Origin of the sequence: Streptomyces sp. NPDC002130, from assembly GCF_040296465.1 — a bacterium.
Classification (GTDB): domain Bacteria; phylum Actinomycetota; class Actinomycetes; order Streptomycetales; family Streptomycetaceae; genus Streptomyces.
The window spans coordinates 1-20081 of sequence record NZ_JBEOXI010000052.1; the positions used below are offsets into that span (position 1 = coordinate 1).

At 71.8% G+C, this 20081-nt stretch carries 16 protein-coding genes; 9 read left to right on the forward strand and 7 right to left on the reverse strand.

Features of this window, described 5'->3' with window-relative positions; genetic code table 11:
- From ABT116_RS12775 to ABT116_RS12800, 6 genes are all read left to right on the forward strand, one after another.
- On the forward strand, positions 1–484 hold a 484-nt coding region (locus ABT116_RS12775), incomplete at its 5' end, for an aminotransferase class III-fold pyridoxal phosphate-dependent enzyme (protein ID WP_351631672.1).
- A 25-nt stretch (positions 485–509) separates the two neighbouring features.
- Entirely contained in the window at positions 510–2075 is a 1566-nt protein-coding gene (locus ABT116_RS12780) for a PucR family transcriptional regulator (RefSeq protein ID WP_351631675.1), read from the forward strand.
- A gap of 155 nt (positions 2076–2230) precedes the next feature.
- The gene (locus ABT116_RS12785; protein WP_351631678.1) at positions 2231–3073 is read left to right on the forward strand and encodes a nitrilase-related carbon-nitrogen hydrolase; all 843 of its coding nucleotides are present in this window, start codon (positions 2231–2233) and stop codon (positions 3071–3073) included.
- A gap of 94 nt (positions 3074–3167) precedes the next feature.
- Positions 3168–4571 (forward strand): dihydropyrimidinase, encoded by a 1404-nt coding sequence (gene hydA / locus ABT116_RS12790; protein ID WP_351631681.1) that lies wholly within the window; start codon positions 3168–3170, stop codon positions 4569–4571.
- A gap of 11 nt (positions 4572–4582) precedes the next feature.
- The gene (locus ABT116_RS12795) at positions 4583–5605 is read left to right on the forward strand and encodes a TIGR03842 family LLM class F420-dependent oxidoreductase (RefSeq protein ID WP_351631684.1); all 1023 of its coding nucleotides are present in this window, start codon (positions 4583–4585) and stop codon (positions 5603–5605) included.
- Positions 5606–5740: 135 nt separating this feature from the next.
- On the forward strand, positions 5741–7261 hold the full coding sequence (locus tag ABT116_RS12800; protein WP_351631686.1) for an NCS1 family nucleobase:cation symporter-1: 1521 nt from the start codon (positions 5741–5743) through the stop codon (positions 7259–7261).
- Positions 7262–7286: 25 nt separating this feature from the next.
- On the opposite strand, the gene ABT116_RS12805 is transcribed toward ABT116_RS12800, so the two are convergent.
- The 6 genes from ABT116_RS12805 to ABT116_RS12830 form a co-directional block, all read right to left on the reverse strand.
- A complete protein-coding gene (locus ABT116_RS12805) occupies positions 7287–7955 on the reverse strand; it encodes a hypothetical protein (RefSeq protein WP_351631689.1) in 669 nt (222 codons plus the stop codon).
- 220 nt (positions 7956–8175) lie between these two features.
- Complete coding sequence (locus tag ABT116_RS12810) at positions 8176–9087, reverse strand: LysR substrate-binding domain-containing protein (RefSeq protein ID WP_351631691.1); 912 nt, start codon at positions 9085–9087, stop codon at positions 8176–8178.
- Between the two features lie 240 nt (positions 9088–9327).
- On the reverse strand, positions 9328–11067 hold the full coding sequence (locus tag ABT116_RS12815) for an FUSC family protein (protein WP_351631693.1): 1740 nt from the start codon (positions 11065–11067) through the stop codon (positions 9328–9330).
- A gap of 89 nt (positions 11068–11156) precedes the next feature.
- Positions 11157–12215 carry an AEC family transporter gene (locus tag ABT116_RS12820; RefSeq protein ID WP_351631696.1) on the reverse strand — a complete coding sequence of 353 codons (1059 nt, stop codon included), beginning with the start codon at positions 12213–12215 and terminating at the stop codon, positions 11157–11159.
- Between the two features lie 128 nt (positions 12216–12343).
- Entirely contained in the window at positions 12344–14047 is a 1704-nt protein-coding gene (locus ABT116_RS12825; RefSeq protein ID WP_351631697.1) for an NAD-dependent malic enzyme, read from the reverse strand.
- 494 nt (positions 14048–14541) lie between these two features.
- Positions 14542–14742, reverse strand: a complete 201-nt coding sequence (locus ABT116_RS12830; RefSeq protein ID WP_351631700.1) for a hypothetical protein — start codon at positions 14740–14742, stop codon at positions 14542–14544.
- Positions 14743–15248: 506 nt separating this feature from the next.
- On the opposite strand from ABT116_RS12830, the gene ABT116_RS12835 reads away from it, so the two are divergent.
- Positions 15249–16277: a hypothetical protein gene (locus tag ABT116_RS12835; protein ID WP_351631703.1), complete on the forward strand. Its 1029-nt coding sequence runs from the start codon at positions 15249–15251 to the stop codon at positions 16275–16277.
- A gap of 232 nt (positions 16278–16509) precedes the next feature.
- On the opposite strand, the gene ABT116_RS12840 is transcribed toward ABT116_RS12835, so the two are convergent.
- Complete coding sequence (locus tag ABT116_RS12840; protein ID WP_351631705.1) at positions 16510–16809, reverse strand: hypothetical protein; 300 nt, start codon at positions 16807–16809, stop codon at positions 16510–16512.
- 382 nt (positions 16810–17191) lie between these two features.
- On the opposite strand from ABT116_RS12840, the gene ABT116_RS12845 reads away from it, so the two are divergent.
- Together ABT116_RS12845 and ABT116_RS12850 are read left to right on the forward strand one after the other, a co-directional pair.
- A complete protein-coding gene (locus tag ABT116_RS12845) occupies positions 17192–19018 on the forward strand; it encodes a gamma-glutamyltransferase family protein (protein ID WP_351631708.1) in 1827 nt (608 codons plus the stop codon).
- A gap of 144 nt (positions 19019–19162) precedes the next feature.
- The gene (locus ABT116_RS12850; protein ID WP_351631710.1) at positions 19163–20008 is read left to right on the forward strand and encodes an inositol monophosphatase family protein; all 846 of its coding nucleotides are present in this window, start codon (positions 19163–19165) and stop codon (positions 20006–20008) included.
- The last annotated feature ends 73 nt before the right edge of the window (positions 20009–20081 follow it).

Below are 20081 nucleotides of genomic sequence, written 5' to 3' on the forward strand. Positions count from 1 at the left end.
GGCCGACCACGATCTGGTCGCGCTCCCCGGCGAGCTCCATGCGCACGTCGTAACCGGCCCCGTTCATCCGCGTCGCGGTGAGGGAGCGCTGCTGGCCTTCGGCGGCACCCAGATCACCATGGCGGCGGGCCTCGCCAACCTCAACTACCTGCTGGAACACGACCTCCAGGGCAACGCCCGGCGCGTCGGCGGACTGCTCATCGAGCGGCTGCGGGCCGTCGCCGCGCACGTGCCGGCCGTACGAGAGGTGCGCGGCCGGGGGCTGATGATCGGCATCGAGGTCACCAAACCCGGGACCGACGAAGCCGATCCGCAGACCGCGGCGGCCGTCCTGGAGGCGGCCCGCGCGGGAGGCTTGCTGATCGGCAAGGGCGGCGGCCACAACACCAGTTCGCTGCGCGTCGCCCCGCCGCTGTCCCTCAACGTCGCGGAGGCCGAGGAGGGCGCCGCGATCCTCGAGAACGCTCTGAGGAGCATCCAGTAGCAGTGCACTGAGCAAGGGACCCGCCATGACCATCACCCTGGATTCCCTGGAGCCCGCCCTGTCGGTGCGGCAGGTCCTCACCCTGGAGCGGGTACTGGCCGGGGAGCCCGAGGTGGTGGCCGGCGCGGGCCATCTCGACCGGCTCGTGCGCTGGGTGCACGTCGCCGAGGCCGCCGACGTCGGTGTGATGCTCAGCGGCGGCGAGATGGTCCTCACCACCGGCGTGCTGCTCGCCGGCGACGAGGAGAAACAGGCCGAATACGTCCGCTCCCTGCACCGCGCCGAGGCCGCCGCCGTCGTCCTCGGACTCGGCCGTGCCTTCCCCGCGGCCCCGGACGTGATGCGCAGGGCGGCCGAGCGCTGCGGACTGCCGATGGTCGTCCTGCACCGTCCCTTCCCCTTCGCCGACCTGACCGAGGAGGTCCAGTCGCGGCTCGTGCGGCGCAAGTTCGCCGCCGTCAGCCTCTCCGAGGCCGTCCGCACCGAACTCACCGCCCTCATCACCGCCGGCGCCCCGCTGCAACGCCTGCTCGACGAGGTCGCCCGGCACAGCGCCTGCCCGGTCGTCGTCACCAACCTCGCCCACCGTGTCCTCGGCACGGCGGGGGAGCGGCCCGCGGTGGACGACGTGCTGCGCGACTGGGAGCGCATCGCGCGGCAGGCCGGCGGCACCGAGGGTGACGGCTGGATCCGGGCCGAACTGGGCGGACGCGGGGAACGCTGGGGCCGGATCGTGCTGTGCGGCTACCGCGGCGACACCGCCACCGGACGGCTGCTGGCCGACCGCGCCGCCGAGGCCCTCGTCCTGCACCGCATGCTCGGCGGCGGCGCCACCTGCTCCTGGGAGGAGCAGTCCGCGCAGGGGCTGCTGACCGACCTGGTCAGCGGCGTCGTACCGGCACGGCAACTGCTGCCCCGGGCCCGCGCCGCCGGGCTGCCCGTCAACCGGCGCACCTTCGTGCCGCTGGTCGTCCGCGACGGCGACCCCGCCCGGCTCGAACGCCTCCTGCGGCTGCTGGGCCTGCCCGGACTGGTCGCCGAACTGGCCGACGGGGCCACCGCCGTGCTGCTGAGCGTCCCCCGGGACCAGGACGCGGGCGCCCTCGCCGCGCACTTCGCGACCCGGCTGCGCACCGAGTCCGGCCCGGACCACACGGTCGTCGCCGCGGCGGAACCGCGCGCCGCCTGGGACGACGTGCCCACCGGACTGCGCGAGGCGCAGCACGTGTCGGACGCCGTGGCCGACTCCTCCGCCGTCCTCGACCTCCCACCGGTGGTACGCCTGAAGGACGTCCACCTGCGGGGCCTGATCCGGCTGCTGCGCGACGACCCGCACGTGCAGTCCTTCGCGGAGCGGGAGCTGGACGGGCTGCTGCGCGAGAGTGACGAGGACCTGCTGTCCGTCCTGCGCACCTACCTGGCCACCGGCCGCAACAAGTCCCGCACGGCCCAGCTCCACCACGTCTCCCGGCCCGCCCTCTACCGCCGCCTGGAGGCCATACAGGTCCGGCTCGGGGTGGACCTCGACGACTTCGAGCAGGCCGCCTCGGTGCACATCGCACTCCTCGCGCACGACGCGCAACAGCAGTGAAACACGCGACCACCTGGGAAAACGGCGGTGAAACATGGGACCCCGAAAGAGTGACACGGTGGCACGCCGCACGCCCTCGGACGTGACACGCTGCAACTCAAAGACGACCGCGCGACTTCCTAGGCTCACGGCACACCGAGCGACCGGAGGTCCCGATGAGCCAAGTGATCCGTGCCGCCGTCTTCCAGACCGCCTGGACGGGCGACAAGGAATCGATGATCCAGGTCCACGAGCAGGCGGTCCGCGACGCGGCCGCTCAGGGCGCTCGAGTCCTGTGCTTCCAGGAGCTGTTCTACGGGCCGTACTTCTGCCAGGTCCAGGACCCGGCCTTCTACGAGTACGCCGAGCAGATCCCCGAGGGCCCCATCGTCCGGCGCTTCCAGGCACTCGCCGAGGAACACGGCATCGTCCTGGTGCTGCCGATGTACGAGGAGGAGCAGCCCGGCGTCCTCTACAACACCGCCGCCGTCATCGACGCGGACGGCTCCTACCTCGGCAAGTACCGCAAGACCCACATCCCCCAGGTCAGGGGCTTCTGGGAGAAGTTCTACTTCCGTCCCGGCAACTCCGGCTGGCCCGTCTTCGACACGGCCGTCGGCAAGGTCGGCGTCTACATCTGCTACGACCGCCACTTCCCCGAGGGCTGGCGCGCCCTGGGCCTCGCGGGTGCCGAGATCGTCTTCAACCCGTCGGCCACCTCCCGCGGCCTGTCCGGCTACCTCTGGCAGCTGGAGCAGCCGGCGGCGGCCGTGGCCAACGAGTACTTCGTCGGCGCGATCAACCGGGTCGGAGTCGAGGAGTACGGCGACAACGACTTCTACGGCACGTCGTACTTCGTGGACCCGGAGGCCCAGTTCGTCGGCGAGGTGGCGAGCGACAAGGAGCCCGAACTGGTCGTCCGCGACCTGGACATGGCCAAACTCCGAGAGGTCCGCGACCGCTGGCAGTTCTACCGGGACCGGGCACCGGGCGCGTACGGACCACTGACAGCACCGTGAGACGTCCGTGGGGGACGTGCCCTCAGGGGCGCGGGGAACTGCGCGATCAGCCACTGACGACCCGCACCGACCCACAGCGAGGAGCGATCACGACATGAGCAGCCGTACAGTCATCCGCGGCGGCCTCGTCATCACCGCATCCGACGAGATCCACGCCGACGTCCTGATCGAGGACGGCCGAATCGCCGCCCTCGCAGCCACGGGGACACCCGCCGCCGAAACATTCACCGCAGACCGCACGATCGACGCCACCGGAAAGTACGTCATCCCCGGCGGCGTAGACGCCCACACCCACATGGAGCTGCCCTTCGGCGGCACCTTCGCCTCCGACACCTTCGAGACCGGCACCCGCGCCGCCGCCTGGGGCGGCACCACCACGATCATCGACTTCGCCGTGCAGAGCGTCGGCCACAGCCTGCGCGAGGGACTCGACGCCTGGCACGCCAAGGCCGACGGCAACTGCGCCGTCGACTACGGCTTCCACATGATCGTCTCCGACGTCAACGAGCACACCCTCAAGGAGATGGACCACCTGGTCGAGGAGGGCGTCACCTCCTTCAAGCAGTTCATGGCCTATCCGGGCGTCTTCTACAGCGACGACGGCCAGATCCTGCGCGCCATGCAGCGCTCCGCCGAGAACGGCGGCCTGATCATGATGCACGCCGAGAACGGCATCGCGATCGACGTGCTGGTGGAGCAGGCGCTGGCGCGCGGGGAGACCGACCCGCGCTACCACGGGGAGGTCCGCAAGGCCCTCCTGGAAGCGGAGGCCACCCACCGCGCCATCAAACTCGCGCAGGTGGCCGGCGCACCCCTGTACGTCGTTCACGTCTCGGCGACGGAGGCGGTCGCCGAGCTGGCCCGGGCCCGCGACGAGGGACTGAACGTCTTCGGCGAGACCTGCCCGCAGTACCTGTTCCTGTCCACCGACAACCTCGCCGAACCGGACTTCGAGGGCGCGAAGTACGTGTGCAGCACCCCGCTCAGGCCGAAGGAGCACCAGGCCGCACTGTGGCGGGGCCTGCGCACGAACGACCTCCAGGTCGTCTCCACCGACCACTGCCCCTTCTGCTTCACGGGCCAGAAGGACCTCGGCCGCGGCGACTTCTCCAAGATCCCCAACGGCCTGCCGGGCGTGGAGAACCGTATGGACCTCCTCCACCAGGCGGTCGTCGACGGGCACATCTCGCGCCGCCGCTGGATCGAGATCGCCTGCGCGACCCCGGCCCGGATGTTCGGCCTCTACCCCAAGAAGGGCACCATCGCGCCGGGCGCCGACGCCGACGTCGTCATCTACGACCCGCACGCCGAGCAGGTCATGTCCGCCGAGACGCACCACATGAACGTCGACTACTCGGCCTACGAGGGCAAACGCACCACCGGCCGGGTCGAGACGGTCCTCTCGCGCGGCGAACCGGTCATCACCGAGCGGGAGTACACCGGCCACGCCGGGCACGGCGTGTTCACCCCGCGTTCCACCTGTCAGTACCTCAACTAGGAGCGGCGCAGATGGACTTCGGACTCGTCCTGCAGACCGACCCGCCGGCCTCGCGGGTGATCAGCCTGATGAAGCGCGCGGAACGGAACGGCTTCACGTACGGCTGGACCTTCGACTCCGCCGTGCTGTGGCAGGAACCGTTCGTGATCTACAGCCAGATCCTGTCCAACACCACGACCCTGAAGGTCGGGCCGATGGTGACCAACCCGGGCACCCGCACCTGGGAGGTCACCGCCTCCACCTTCGCCACCCTCAACGACATGTTCGGCAACCGCACGGTCTGCGGCATCGGCCGCGGCGACTCCGCGATGCGGGTGGCCGGCCGCAAACCCAACACCCTGGCCCGCATCAGCGAGGCCATGAAGGTCATCCGGGACCTCGGCAGCGGACGGGAGGCCGACCTCGGCGGCGGCACCGTCGTCCGGTTCCCGTGGATCGAGCAGGGCGCCGAACTGCCGGTGTGGATGGCCGCGTACGGCCCCAAGGCCCTGAAGATGACCGGCGAGGAGGCGGACGGCTTCATCCTCCAGCTGGCCGACCTCTATCTCACCGAGTACATGGTCAAGGCCGTGAAGGACGCGGCCGTCGCCGCGGGCCGGGACTCCGCCGAGGTGACCATCTGCGTGGCCGCACCGGCGTACGTCACCGAGGACGACTCGCCCGAGGCGCTCGCCCACGCGCGCGAGCAGTGCCGCTGGTTCGGCGGCATGGTCGGCAACCACGTGGCCGACCTGGTCTCCAAGTACGGCGAGCACTCGGCCGCCGTCCCCGACGAACTCACCGACTACATCAAGGCCCGCGAGGGCTACGACTACTCCCACCACGGCCGCGCCGGCAACCCGGACACCCAGTTCGTGCCCGACGAGATCGTCGACCGGTTCTGCCTGATCGGCCCGGTCGAGAAGCACATCGAGAAGCTGGAGGCGCTGCGCGCGCTCGGCGTGGACCAGTTCGCCCTCTACGACATGCACGACGCGCAGGAGGCCGTGATCGAGGCCTACGGATCCCACGTGATCCCGGCCGTCAACGGCTGACCTACGCTGCCCCACCCCCTGTGAACTCCCCCTTCCCAGCGGCTCGGGAAGGGGGCCCAGGACGCTCCCGAGCGCACCCCCCATCGGCTCACCGCACGGCCTTTCCCGTCCCGCCTCCCCTGATTGGCCCGGCCCATGACCGATACCGCTCCCACGGCACCACCGCCGACCACCCAAGTCACCCTCGCCGACGGCCGGGTGGAAATCGCCCCGGGCGCCCCCGCACCGACCGGCCCCTACGCCAACGAGGACCTGCTGCCGGTCCCGGTCGAGAAGCGCACCTGGACCACCTACAACTTCTCCGCCCTGTGGGTCGGCATGGCCCACAACACGGCCTCCTGGACCCTCGCCTCCGGGCTCATCGCCGTCGGCATGGACTGGAAGCAGGCGGTGCTCACCATCGCCCTGGCCAACGTGATCGTGCTGATACCGATGCTGCTCACCGGCCACGCCGGGCCCAAGTACGGCATACCCTTCCCGGTCTTCGCCCGGGCCTCCTTCGGCATCCGCGGGGCCAACCTGCCCGCCGTCGTACGGGCGTTGGTGGCCTGCGGCTGGTTCGGGATCCAGACCTGGATCGGCGGCGAGGCGATCTACTTCCTGGCCGGCAAGCTCATCGGCACCGGCTGGACGGACGCGGCGAAGGTCGGCGGCTACGCCTGGACGATGTGGCTGTCGTTCGCGATCTTCTGGGCGCTCCAAGTCGTCATCATCTACCGGGGCATGGAGACCATCCGCCGTTTCGAGAACTGGGCGGCGCCCTTCGTGCTCGTCGGCGCGTTCGTGATGCTGTGGTGGATGAGTGACAAGGCGGGCGGCTTCGGCCCGCTGTTCGACCAGCCCTCCAAGCTCGGCTGGGGCGCCGACTTCTGGAAGCTGTTCGCGCCCGCCCTCATGGGCATGATCGGCTTCTGGTCCACGCTGTCGCTGAACATCCCCGACTTCACCCGCTACGGCAGGAGCCAGAAGGCACAGACCCGGGGCCAGGCCCTCGGCCTGCCGACCACCATGACCCTGTTCGCCTTCCTGTCGGTGATGGTCACCTCCGGCTCCCAGGCCGTCTACGGCGAGGCCATCTGGGACCCCGTACAGCTCGCGGCCAAGACCGACAACACGGTGGGCCTGCTCTTCGCACTGGTCACCGTGCTGGTGGCGACGCTCTCCGTCAACGTCGCGGCCAATCTGGTCTCGCCGGCGTTCGACTTCTCCAACATCGCACCCCGGCGCATCAGTTTCCGGGCCGGCGCCCTCGCCACCTGCGTCCTCGGTGTGCTGATCTTCCCGTGGAAGCTCTACTCCGACCCGCAGGGCTACATCTTCACCTGGCTCGGCCTGGTCGGCGGCCTGCTCGGCACCGTCGCGGGCATCCTCATCGCCGACTACTGGATCCTGCGCCGGGCCCGCCTCGACCTCGCCGACCTGTACCGCCCGGGTGGCCGGTACTGGTACGAGGGCGGCTGGAACTGGCGGGCCGTCGTCGCCTTCGCGGTCGGCGGTGTCCTCGCCGTGGGCGGCGCCAGCTTCAAGCCGCTGACCGACGGCCGTCCCATTCCCGCGCTGGCCGATCTGGCCGACTACGGCTGGGCCGTGGGCCTGGGCACCTCGATGATTCTGTACCTGGCGCTGATGGCCACCCGGGGCCGCAGCACCCGCTGAGGAAGACCGGCGCGCTGGAGGGCGCTCAGTCCTTGTCGCTCTCCAGCGCGGCCACCGCTTCCTTCGCGGCCTTGATCGCGCCCTTGTTGATCGTGTCCGTGCTGGGTGCCTTCTTCGACTCGAAGTCACTGCCGTTGTAGGTGATCGTCACCAGCGCGTTGGAGGCGCGGGCGAACACGACGCCCTCGCGGGTCTCCTGCTTGTCCTCCGTCGTGAGGTTCACCACGGAGTACGCGCTGTCCCCCAGACCGGGTACCGCCCCGCCGCCGCTCTGCTTCTCGGTGTGCGCCCGGTACGACTTCTGCGCGGCCTCGTCCGACTCCAGGAGCTCGTAGGACACGTCGAGCCAGCGGTAGTCGTAGCCCTTGAGCGCGTTCCATGAGCAGGTGCGGCGCAGCTGCGAGTCCGTGGAGGGGATCTCCTTGCCGGCCGTCTTGGCGCCCGGCACCAGCGCCTCGATGGTCTTCTTGGCGACGCTCTCGCACGGGGCGGGCGCGGTCGAGTACGCCTTCGGCACCGTCGACGTGGACGGGGCGGACTGCGAGCGGGTCTCGGTCTTCTCCTCGGCGGGCTTGTGCTCGGCGGCCTGCGGCGCGGCGAGCGGACCGGACGACAGCGCCCAGCCCACCGCGGCGAGCACCACCACCGGGGACAGACGGGCGGTCAGGGCCAGGGGCAGAGGTAGGGAACGCACGGCGCCCTTCAGGTGGGGACGGACGGTGCGGAACGGGTCCGCACGGCGGACGGGACGACAGTGTCACATGCGTCCCTGTGCTGCGGAAGTGCCGCCTCCCCCACACGTTGTGTGGAACACCGTGCGTGTCGGCGCCGTCGCGCTGCGCCGGGCGCAACCGGTCGGCGTCGCCCGGGACAAGGCCGGACATGCCCCAACTTCCCGCGACAGGAAGGGACATTCACTCCACGGTCGACGTCCGCAGCGCGTGGTCGAGGAAGCGCCGGGTGATCGGCGGCACGGCGCGGGAGCTCAGCCAGGCGATGCCGATGTCCCGGGCGCCCCGTACGTCGGTGATCTCCAGGTAGCGGATCGGGGACTCGGAGGCCGCCGTGACCTCCGGTGACGACGGGATCAGGGACACCCCCAGCCCCGCGGCGACCAGACCGCGCAGGGTCTCCACCTCTTCGCCCTCGAAGGCGATGACCGGCGTGAAGCCGGCCTCGCGGCACAGTCCCGCGGTGATGTCACGCAGTCCGTATCCCTGCTTGAGCAGGATGAACCGCTCGTCGGCCACCTCGGCCAGGCGGATCCGGCGGCGCCTGGCCAGCCGGTGCCGGGACGGGACGGCCAGCCGCAGCGGCTCCACCAGCAGACGCCGCCACGTGATGAGGGGGTGGCCGGGGTCGCTGCTGGTGATGACCAGATCGGCGGTCGTGTCCAGGAGGTGCCGGGTCAGGCCCATCTCGCCGTCCTGGTGCAGCTCGAACTGCGCCTGCGGGAAGGTCCGCCGGAAGTCGGTGACGAGCTGGGGGACCAGCCAGGTGCCCAGGGTGTGCAGGAAGGCGAGCGACACCACACCCGAGTCGGGGTGGACCATCTCGGCCACGGCTCGCCGGCCCCGGTCGTAGTTGTCGAGCACCCCGTCGACGTACTCCTTGAACACCCGGCCCGCCGGGGTGAGGCGCAGCACCCGCCCGACGCGCTGCAGGAGCTCGGCGCCGACCTCGTCCTCCAGCCGGGCAAGGGCCCGTGACAGGGCGGGCTGGGTGATGCCGGCGTCTGTCGCGGCGTCGGTCACCGTCGTTCCCTCCGCGACGGACTGGAAGGAACGCAGCACCTGAAGATCCATGGTGCCATTCTTCCCCGTCATGGGTCGCTGATGAACCCAGGCGGCGACGGCATGGATCGCGCCGCACGCCGGACGTGAACTGACACCCGGGCCGGGACCCGCTGCCCGATCGGGTTCCGATACCGAGCTGGGACCCGCTGTCGGACCGGGGCCCGCTGTCGGACCGGGCCCGCTGCCGGACCGAGATCTGCTATCGGGCAAAGGCCGTTGCCGGGCTGGAATCCGGCACCGGGCTGGAATCCGGCACCGGGCCGGGCCCCGCTACCGGGTCGGGCTCGCCTCGTCGGCGACCACCTGCCCGGTCACCCGGTCGCAGAGCTGCTCGGCCGCCGTGATCGCGCTCTCCCAGTCGGGCAGCGGCCGCCCACGGCGGGCCGGTTCCCGCCGGGCGTGAGCGACCGTGCGGCGCGCCTCGGCCAGCTGGTGGTAGGCGGCACGGCGCAGCGACTGCCGCTGCACCGGGCCCGCTTCCGCTGCGGCGTCTCGGTAGCGCCGTGCGGCGGCGACGGCGGCCTCGGTCTGCGCCTCGGCGCGGTGGGCGGCGGAGTCCGGCCACACCGCGAAGTGCGCGACGAGCACCAGCGCGGACGCCAGCGCCGTGTCCACCACCCGCGTGCCGTACAACGGACGGTGGTCGCCCAGCAGGTCGAGCAGCACGAACACGACGGCGGTCAGGCCCAGTGTGGCGAGCGCGTAGTGGTGCCGCACGCCGATGGCCATGAGCGCGCCGAACACGGCCACGACGCCCACAACCGCGTACGTACCGGTGGCCGCCGCGGACACCGCCCCGATGGCGGCCACCCCGACGATCGTGCCGACGCACCGGTGCAGTGCCCGCGGGAACAGCGGCCCGAAGTCGGGCTTGTAGACGAAGGCCACCGTCATGGGCAGCCAGTAACCGCGAGGCCGGTGCAACACCTCTGCGAGCACATGGGCGGCGAGCACGCACCCGGCCAGCAGCAGGGCGTACCGCACCCGCGCCGCCCGCCCGGGCCCGTCGTGCGCCGGCAGACGCAACTCCAGGTCGGCCCCGTCCGGTTCACCGTCCACGGCGGTGACCAGTTCGGCCAGAGCGCGCCTGCCCGGTGAGCCGCTCACCGGTGCCGCCTGCGCCGCACGGTCCTCCGGGGCCGCGAGCCGGCCCGGCAGCAGACGTCCGGCCAGGTGCCGCGGTACGCGGGTCAGGGCGGGCGGAAGCGCACGGCCCTCCCACACCACCGCCGTCACGGCCTCGCCCAGCCGCACGGCGTAGTGGAACGCCCGGACCAGGTCCCCGGTGTCCTCCCGCTGCCGCCGCCCGCGCGGGGCGAGATGGGGGGCCATCACCTCGTGGGCGTGGTTCAGGGCCAGCGTCATCCGCCTGCGGGCCTCCTCGGCGGCATCGGTACCCGCCGCGGTCAGCGCCTCGCCCGCGCTCCGGTACACGGCGAGCACGGCGGCCCGTTCGACGTGGTGCCGACGCCACAGCCAGGGCGCCGCGGACAGCACGAGGACGAGGACGACACCGGCGAGCAGCGCCAGCGGCGGCTGCCACCACGGCCCCGGCACGGGGATGCCACTGCCGATCGTGACGCCGAGCAGCAGGTGCATGCCCGACACGGACGCGATCCGCCCGCGCAGGCCGACACCGCCCGCCACGAGCGCGGCCGCCACCAGACACCCCGCCACCGCCGCCGGTTCCCCGCTGCGCAGGGCGACTTCACCGGCGAGCAGGCCGAGCGCGCTGGACACCCCGGTCCAGCCCAGCCGCCGCACCCGGACCCGGTACGGATCGGAACCGTCCTGGCTCACCCCCCACAGGGCGCCGATGGCGGCGATCGCCGAGAGCACGACCCACCCGGTGGCGAGCCCGGCGAGCAGGGGCAGCGCGAGCGCGACGGCCCCCCGCGCCGCCGCGGCGAAGGGCAGGGACCCGGGCAGGCGGCCGAGAACGGAGCGCGGCCACCACGGCCGCGACGGGCGGCGCGGACGGTCCGGTCGCGGGTCTGCGGCTGATGTCATGAGGCCGTGTCCCTTCGGGGTGGTCGGCTGGAGTCCGGTGTGCGGAGCGCGCGAGGTGGTCGGGGCCGGCAGTGCCGCCCCGGCCGAGGTCAGCCGACCAGCTCGATGAGCAGGGGCAGGGTGACGAAGGAGAGGAGCAGGCTCAGTACGACGGCGGAGCCGATGGTCCGCACGTCCTCGGCCGAGCCGTGCCGGGCGGCGAACATCAGGGGGACGGGCGAGACGGGGAACGCGAGAATCAGCGCGGCCTGGGCGGCGACCGCCTCGGAGGTCAGGAGCAGCCCCGTCCCGTAGACGAGCAGGGGCAGGACGACCACGCTGGTGAGGGAGACCGCCCACACGGCGGGGGACAGCGCGGGCCGGCCGATCCGGGCGACGGAGACGCCGACGTACAGCAGGGCCGTCGCCGAGGCGGCGCCCGCGAGCAGACTCAGCGCGGAGTCGGCGATCTGAGGTACACCGACTCCCGCGACCGACAGCACCAGGCCCAGTACGGGGCCCCAGCAGAACGGCTCGCGCAGCGCGTGCCCGACGGTGTGCAGCACGGAGGGGCGGGGGCCGGGCGACCCGGACTCGGCGGGGGCCGGCCGGGCGGCCGCCTCGGGCGCACCCCCGCCGACGGCCGCCAGGACGGGCCGCCGCGTGGGGGCCGCCGCTTTGGAGGTGACCGTCCGGGGCTCCGCATGTTCCGGCATGCCGAGGAGGATCAGGACGACCGGGTCGAGAACGACGTTGACGATGATGCCCGCGACGGCGATCGGCACGGCGGCCTCCGCGGTCCCGAACAGGCCCCCCAGGATGGACGTGCCCATGAAGGCGTACTGCGGCTGGACGCACGCCAGCGCGAACAGGGCCGCCCGCCTCAGCGGCCGGCGGGCCGCGAGGCGCAGCACGCCCAGCAGGACGGCGTACACGGCGAGGAACCCGAACGCCAGCAGGCTCACCAGGGGCAGTTGCTCGACCAGCACGTGCCGTGGCGTCTGCCAGATGCTCAGCAACAGGGCGGCAGGGAGCGCGAGTTGCATGGTCAGCTCGCGCAGTGCCTGGGCACCGCCCGCGTCGAAGAGCGCCCGGCGGCCGGTGCCGTAGCCGACCAGGATGAGGAGGAAGACCGGCACCACGACGGTGAAGATCTCGGCGAAAGACATGACTGCGTCAATCCTTTGAAGCAAGGCGGAGGCGCGACCGTGGGGGCCGGTGACGGTATGTCAGAGAGCCGAGACAATCCGGTCGGCGCCCCCTTGGGGGTGGGGAGCGGTACCCGGGCGGAGGCCCGTCAGACGGCCTCGATCGGCGGGTACACCGGATGCCACATGGCCGCGCGGACGCGCTCCTCGATCGTCTCGTCGGCGCTCTCCCGGGCGACGCCGTCGGCGACCGCGGCGCGGGCCACGGCCACGGCCACCGCCACGGACGTGTCGCGCAGCCGGTCGATCGGGGGCAGGATCGGCGCGCCCGGTGCCGCGGGGTCGGTCTGGTCCGCGATGGCGCGGGCCGCGGCCACCAGCATGCCGTCGGTGATCCGCTCGGCCCGGGCGACGGCCGTGCCGAGCCCCAGACCGGGGAAGACCAGCGCGTTGTTCGCCTGTCCGATGTGGTGGGTGACGCCGTCCGTCTCCACCGGCTCGAAGGGGCTGCCGGTGGCGATCAGGGCCCGGCCGCCGGTCCAGGCGAGCAGGTCGGCGGGGACGGCTTCGGCCAGCCGCGTGGGGTTGGACAGAGGCAGGACGACCGGACGGTCGGTGTGCGCGGCCATGGCGCGGACGATGTCCTCGGTGAAGGCGCCGCCCTGCCCCGAGGTGCCGATCAGGACGCTCGGGCGCACCCGGTCGACGACCTCGGCCAGCGGCACGCCACCGAGGTTCTCGTCGTGCCGCCAGCCGGCGACCTCGGCGCGGCCACGGGCGAAGGGCGTCTGGAAGTCCCGCAGCCCCTGCTGGCCCTCGGTCAGCAGGCCGTGGCGGTCCACGGCCCAGATGCGTTCCGCGGCCTCCCGCGGCGTCAGCCCGTCGGCGATCATCGCGTCGCGGAGCTGCTCGGCGATCCCGATGCCGGCGGTTCCGGCGCCGAAGAGCACCACCCGGTGGTCGCGCAGTGCGGCACCGCCCGCGCGCACGCCGGAGAGCACGGCGGCCAGATTGACGGCGCCGGTGCCCTGGATGTCGTCGTTGAACGTGAGCGTCTTCTCGCGGTAGCGGTCCAGGATGCGGCGGGCGTTGGACGAGCCGAAGTCCTCCCAGTGCAGCAGGGCGTCGGGGAACAGCTTCGTGGCCGCGGCGACGTAGGCGTCGACGAAGGCGTCGTAGCGGTCCCGGTCCGCGCGCGGGTGCCGGTTGCCCAGGTACAGCGGGTCGTCCAGCAGCTCCTGCCGGTCGGTGCCGACGTCCAGCATCACCGCCAGGGTGCGGGCCGGGTCCACGCCGGCGGCGGCCGTGTAGACGGCGAGCTTGCCGACCGCGATGTCGATACCGCCCACACCCCAGTCACCGATGCCGAGGATCGCCTCGCCGTCCGTCGCCACGATCAGGTCGACGTCGTCGGCGCCCAGCCCGGAGGCGCGCAGGGAGCTCTCGATGGACTCGGGGTCGTCGACCGAGAGGTACACGCCGCGCGGGCGGCGGTACTCGTAGCTGTAGCGCTCGATCGCCGTGCCGACAGTCGGGGTGTACACGATCGGCAGCATCTCGGCGAGATGGTCGCCGAGGAGCCGGTGGAAGAGCACCTCGTTGCGGTCGCGCAGTGCCGTCAGATAGACGTTCTTGGCGAGGTCGTCGGGCTGGGACCGGAACTGCGCGTAGGCGCGGGCGGCCTGCTGGTCCTGCGTCAGGACCTGCGGCGGCACCAGGCCGGTCAGCCCGAGCTCCTGCCGCTCCCGCCGGGTGAAGGCCGTACCCCGGTTCAGACGCGGACTGTTCAGAACGGAGTGTCCGCGCGCGCTCGTCCGGATGACACCGTCGACGGTGCTCCTCTCTGTGCCCATGATGACTCCTCAGAATGTCGGTACCGGGGCTCGTTCCAGACTGTGACCCTGCGTGGCATGCGTCCAATGCCTGACATGACGGAGATCCATAACCTCAGGACATTCGAACTTTGACCTGCGGTTTCACGTCGGCGCGGAGTCGGCCGAGCCGCCGACTGTGATCGACGTCGCGCGGGTGGGGGCAGCGAAGGGGAGGGAGCCCCCCAGCGGCGAAGTCCCCGACCTCAGGACGTGGAACAGGTCGGTACCGCTGGTGCGCCGCCTCGTACTCCTCGACGCGGCCGGCGCGGGACCTTGGTGTGCAGGGCGATTCTTATGACGGCACGCGCAGCGGCACGCCGTGGCGTTCCGTCACCTCCAGTGGGCGCAGGGCGCGGTCGAGCACCGGCCGTGGCGCCGGGGCGCGGGTCGGTGCAGGAGGTGGCTGCTGTGCAACCCAACTCCCTTGCCCCGGTGTACTTCGGCTGCGTGATGCTGGAGACCGACGTGTCGGGTCAGTCGTTGAGTGGTTCGACGCGAATGGGATCAGATCCGCCCAGGTAGAGCATGTACCCCGCGTACTCCATGTCTACGTCCATCCGCTCCGGTGGTACGACGTAAAGTCCTGCGGTGGGCGCGGGAGCCCAGCCGAGGTTGCGTGGAGGGTGGTACTCCTCGTAGTGCCCCACGTAGAGCCTGGTCGGCGGGATGGACACGGCGCAAACGTGTCCATCGCGGAGGGTGGAAGGTGCCGGCTCGAGACGAAATGGGCTCCATTCCTCGTGGGACTCGCCGTGCGGGAGTGCGACCTGCCCGTTCCATCGGAAACTGGAGGAATTGTCGATCGCTCTCCATGGCCATTCCAGCGTGATGTAGCGATCTACCCCAACCACCCGAGCGGCTGCCGGCTCACAGGAGACGATTACGTGGTCGCCGATCCGAGGAACCATGTCTGATCACCTTTGTTCCGAGGGTGGATGGGGGAGGGGTGGCTCATCCTCCCGCTTACGCGGCCTGCTCTTGGCGCTCGATCAGGATCCCATCCTTGAACCTCGCGCCAGCCCGGACCAGGGGCGCACCAGGTGTGCTCCGGTGATCGCACCACGGTGGTGGGCTTGACCTCGGAGGGGTGGATGCCGCGCAAGGGAAGTGCCTCGAAAGCGATGTCGGTCCGCTCGGACATGATCTACTCCGATGGGACTCAGCGGTGGGGTGACGTGGCGTGGGCGAGTGGCGAACCGATCCGACGTTCGCGATGTGCCGGGCGTTGACGGACGGGGCAGATCTGTACTCGTTCGTGGGCGGGCCGTTCGATGTGCGTGCGGTGGTGGCCGCCATACGGCCTGAGGTCAAGGACGGATTCCTGCTCCACGAAGTCCCCTGGGAGAACTTCCCGCAGGGGGATCACGTCAGGGAGGCCATCCACCTGCTCCACACCAGTGGCTCGCCCGTTCGCACCGGAACGGGTGTTGTGAGCGGTATGTGCGCCAATGACATGCGGGCCGCCGCCGTACTCGCCGTGCCATTTCTGATCCGGATCGCTACCGACCCCCGCCACCCTTACCGTGCCGACGCGCTCGCTGAAGTCTCCTCCCCGGCCCGCGCCCGCTACTTCGGCGTCGCCTCCCGCGGCGAACTGCTGCGCCACCGCGCCGAGCCCCAGTACGACGACCTCTACGGCGACTACGGCGTCGAGGTGACTGGTTACCCGGCGGGCTGGTCGGTTGTCGCCGCCCGGGGCGCGATCACCGCCGACGCCATCCTCCTGACGCCTCTTCTGCATGACCCAGACCCCGCGATCCGGATCCGCGCCGCCTACGCACTGGCCGCCGCCACCGACCTCGACCGCGCGGTTTGTGCCGCCTTCCGCACCCGGCTCGACGCCGAGCAGGACCCGATCGTCCACGCCGCCCTGGTCTTCGCCACAGCCGAAGCCACCCGCGCCCACCCCCACCCGCCGACCACCGTGTGGATGCGGGAGCGCTGGCGGGACCGAACGCAAGTGCCCGAGGCCCTGCTGGCCGCCGCGATCGGCTGGCTCTGCCTCACCGACGAACCCGCCCCTGACGACTTGCGCGCAGCCGTCGACGACCTCGCCACCGACGAGCGTGCCCACGCCATGGACGACCTGCCCTGGATGGCCGCCGCGGGCGGATCCAGCGAGACGGGACTGCAGCGCTGCGTCCGAGAGATGCTCCACCCCGAACAGCCTGATCCGACGGAGCACGACCCGTGGGCCCCGCGATCCTGACGGCCGGAGCAGACCCCCGCCTGCGTTCCCCTTCGAACAGGCGGACCCGATGATCACTCGTAGTTCCTCCGCAGCTTCCCGCATCCCGCGAGGGCTGCTGAACCGTGGACCTCCGGCCTCGGCATGAGAAGCGATCTGCGTCGCTCAAACCTGGCCCACCGGCCCCAGGCGCAGCGGACCCAGGCACCGCATCAAGCGGTCGGCCGTTCGCCCACGGAGAGCCGGCGCAACATCAGGTGACGCGTCCAGGGCGCCGGGCGAGCGTTTGGACGGCGAGCCCGGCGAAGTTGATCCCCATCCCGGCAAGCGGGACGGCGAAGTTCACCGCCGGGTCTTCGGCGCCCAGCGGCCCGAGGAACATGAAGAGGCCGAGACCGGCGGCGCTCATCAGGACCCCGGCGCCCCACAGCTTCGGCCGCAGCGCCCGGTCGCGGCCGAACGGCGGTACCCACCGCCAAAGGACGGCCGCGACACCTCCCGCAGCCATGACCGTCACGCAGACGACGGCCACCCCCACCAATGCCCAGTGCATGTGGTCATGATCCCTGCGATTCCAGCACCTGCAAGAGGCTTGACTCAGTAATGACCCGGATCGGGCCGGACCTTGGAAAACGTTGCCGGCTTGGCGGCTCAGTGCGGAGTCGTCCCCCATGAGAACGAACACAGCACGCGGCCGGGGCCCGCAAGCCGTCGATGGCCCACATCGGCAGCCGGTTGCAGGCGCCTCGCCAGTTGCCGTACTTCTGCGGCAGGTGGACCCACTGCGTTCCGGTCCGGAACGTCAAGGCGATCGATAGCCTTCTGGGGGAGCGGGAGGAGGTCCCTGGCGCAAACTCCCCAGATTCTCCCCCAGCACCCGTGCTGGGTGCCCATCGTCCGGGCCGGTACACGTAAACAGCGAGGTGAGAGGCCGTATGTTCACCACCCGCCCCACCCTCCAGGGCACCTTCGGCATGGTGTCCTCCACTCACTGGCTCGCCTCGCAGTCGGCGATGGCCGTCCTGGAGAGCGGCGGCAACGCCTACGACGCAGCCGTGGCGGGCGCGTTCGTGCTGCACGTCGTCGAGCCGCACCTCAACGGCCCGGCGGGCGAGGTGCCGATCCTGCTCGCCCCGGCCGGTGGCGAGGTGCGGGTGCTGTGCGGGCAGGGCGTCGCACCGGCGGGCGCGACCGTCGCGCACTACCAGGGCCTCGGACTGGATCTCGTCCCCGGCACCGGGCCGCTCGCCGCCTCCGTGCCGGGCGCGTTCGACGCCTGGATGCTGCTGTTGCGCGACCACGGCACCAAGTCCCTCGACGACGTCCTGGCGTACGCCATCGGCTACGCCGAGCACGGACACGCACCCGTGGAGCGGGTCGGCGAGACCGTCGAGACCGTGCGCGAGCTGTTCGAGACGGAGTGGACCTCCTCGGCGGACGTCTACCTCCCCGGCGGCAAGGCGCCGCGCCCCGGCGAGCTCTTCGCCAACCCCGCTCTCGCCGCCACCTGGAAGCGCCTGCTCGCCGAGACCGCCGGCGCGGGCGACCGGGAGGCACGGATCGAGGCCGCCCGGCAGGTGTGGCGCACCGGCTTCATCGCCGACGCCCTCGTCCGCCAGGCCGGGCGCCCCACGAGGGACACCAGCGGCGAACACCACACCGGCACCCTCGCGGCCGCCGACCTCGCCGCCTGGTCCGCGACGTACGAGGCACCGGCGACGTACGACTGGAACGGCTGGACCGTGTGCAAGCCGGGCCCCTGGAGCCAGGGTCCGGTCCTCCTCCAGCAACTCGCCCTGCTCCCGGCCGAACTGCCCCCGTACGGTTCGGCCGACTACGTCCATCTCCTGGTGGAGAACTGCAAGCTCGCCATGGCCGACCGGGAGGCCTGGTACGGCGACGCTGCCGATGTGCCCCTCGACGACCTGCTGTCCGACGCGTACAACACGCCCCGCCGGGCCCTCGTCGGCGAGCGGGCCGAGAACGACCTGCGGCCCGGCAGCCCCGGCGGGCGCACCCCGCGGCTGTGCGCGCACGCGCGCGTGGCGGCCGTCGCACAGGAAGGCTTCGACGCCCTGGGTGCCGGCGAACCGACCGTCGCCAAGGGCCCGGCGTCCCCCGTGCCGGGCGAGCCGGAGATCCTCTCCGACGGGACCACCCGCGGCGACACCTGCCACCTCGACGTCGTCGACCGCTGGGGCAACATGGTCTCGGCCACGCCCAGCGGCGGCTGGCTCCAGTCCAACCCCGTCGTACCCGAACTCGGCTTCCCGCTCGGCACCCGGCTCCAGATGACCTGGCTGGAGGAGGGCCTGCCGAACTCCCTCACCCCCGGCCGCCGCCCCCGCACCACCCTGACGCCCTCGATCGCCCTGCGCGACGGCGTGCCCGTGATGGCGTTCGGCACGCCCGGCGGGGACCAGCAGGACCAGTGGCAGCTGCACTTCTTCCTCGCGGTCGCCCTGCGCGGCCCCGTGCGCGGCGGCCCCGACCTCCAGGGCGCGATCGACGCCCCGAACTGGCACAACGACAGCTTCCCCGGCTCCTTCTACCCGCGCGGCATGCGCCCGGGCAGCGTGACCGTGGAGTCCCGCACCGCCCCCGCCGTCGTCGAGGAGCTGCGGCGCCGCGGCCACGACGTGACCGTGGGCGGCCCCTGGTCGGAAGGCCGGCTGTGCGTGGTCGCACGGGACCCGGAGACGGGCGTGCTGTCGGCGGCCGCGAACCCGCGCGGGATGCAGGGGTACGCGGTGGGCCGGTGATCCGGCGGGGATCGGCAGACGCGCGAGCGCGTGGCGCGCATCGGCGTCCGGCCGCGCCCCGGCCGCCCCCGCTGTTCATCGCGATGCCATCCGGAGTGCACCCGCCGGGCAGGGCTTGTCAGTGGCCCGTGTTGTCATGGAGGGGTGATCGACAGCAACGAAACCATCGAAGAGTTTCTCGCAGAGCACGCCTCCGACGTCGAAGAGGCGATCCGCAAGGCCGCCGCCGCCGAGATCCTGCCCCGCTGGCGCCGGCTCGCCGCGCACGAGGTCGACCAGAAGAGCGGCCCGCACGACCTGGTGACCGACGCCGACCGCAAGGCCGAGCTGTACCTGACCGATGCCCTGGTCGCCCTGCTGCCGGGCTCGGTCGTGGTCGGCGAGGAGGCGGTGCATGCCAACCCCGCGTCGTACGAGGCGATACGCGGCGACGCCCCGGTCTGGATCGTCGACCCGGTCGACGGGACACGCCAGTTCGTGCGCGGCGAGGCCGGGTTCTGCACCCTGGTCGCGCTGGCCCACCGCGGCACCGTGCTCGCGTCCTGGACGTACGCGCCCGCCCGCGACCGGCTCGCCTTCGCCCAGCGGGGCAAGGGCGCCCACCTCGACGGGGAGCGGCTGTTCGCCGGAGTGCCGGAGCCCGGCCGGGACCTGCGCGTGGCCACCTCCCACCCCGACTACACGACCGACGAGCAGAAGGACGCCCTGCTCGGCCTGCGCGCCGACGGTGTGGCACCGCGCCCGTGCGGCTCCGCCGGACTGGAGTATCTCGCCATCGCGCGCGGCGAGTTGGACGCGGTGGCATTCTCCTGGGAAGCGGCATGGGACCACGCGGCCGGTCTGCTCCTGGTCGAGGAGGCGGGCGGCGCTCACCTCACCCTCGCGGGCGACCCGTTCCGCATCCAGGGCGGCAACGCCCTGCCCTTCACGGCCGCCCGTGACGCGGCCACGGCCCGCAGAGTGGTGGGCCTGCTGTCGGACGGGGCCTGAGTACGGAATACCGTTGCGTGTCGCACACAGTTGGTTACGCAGTGTGCGCACGTGGGCGTTTCGGCCGCCGCGA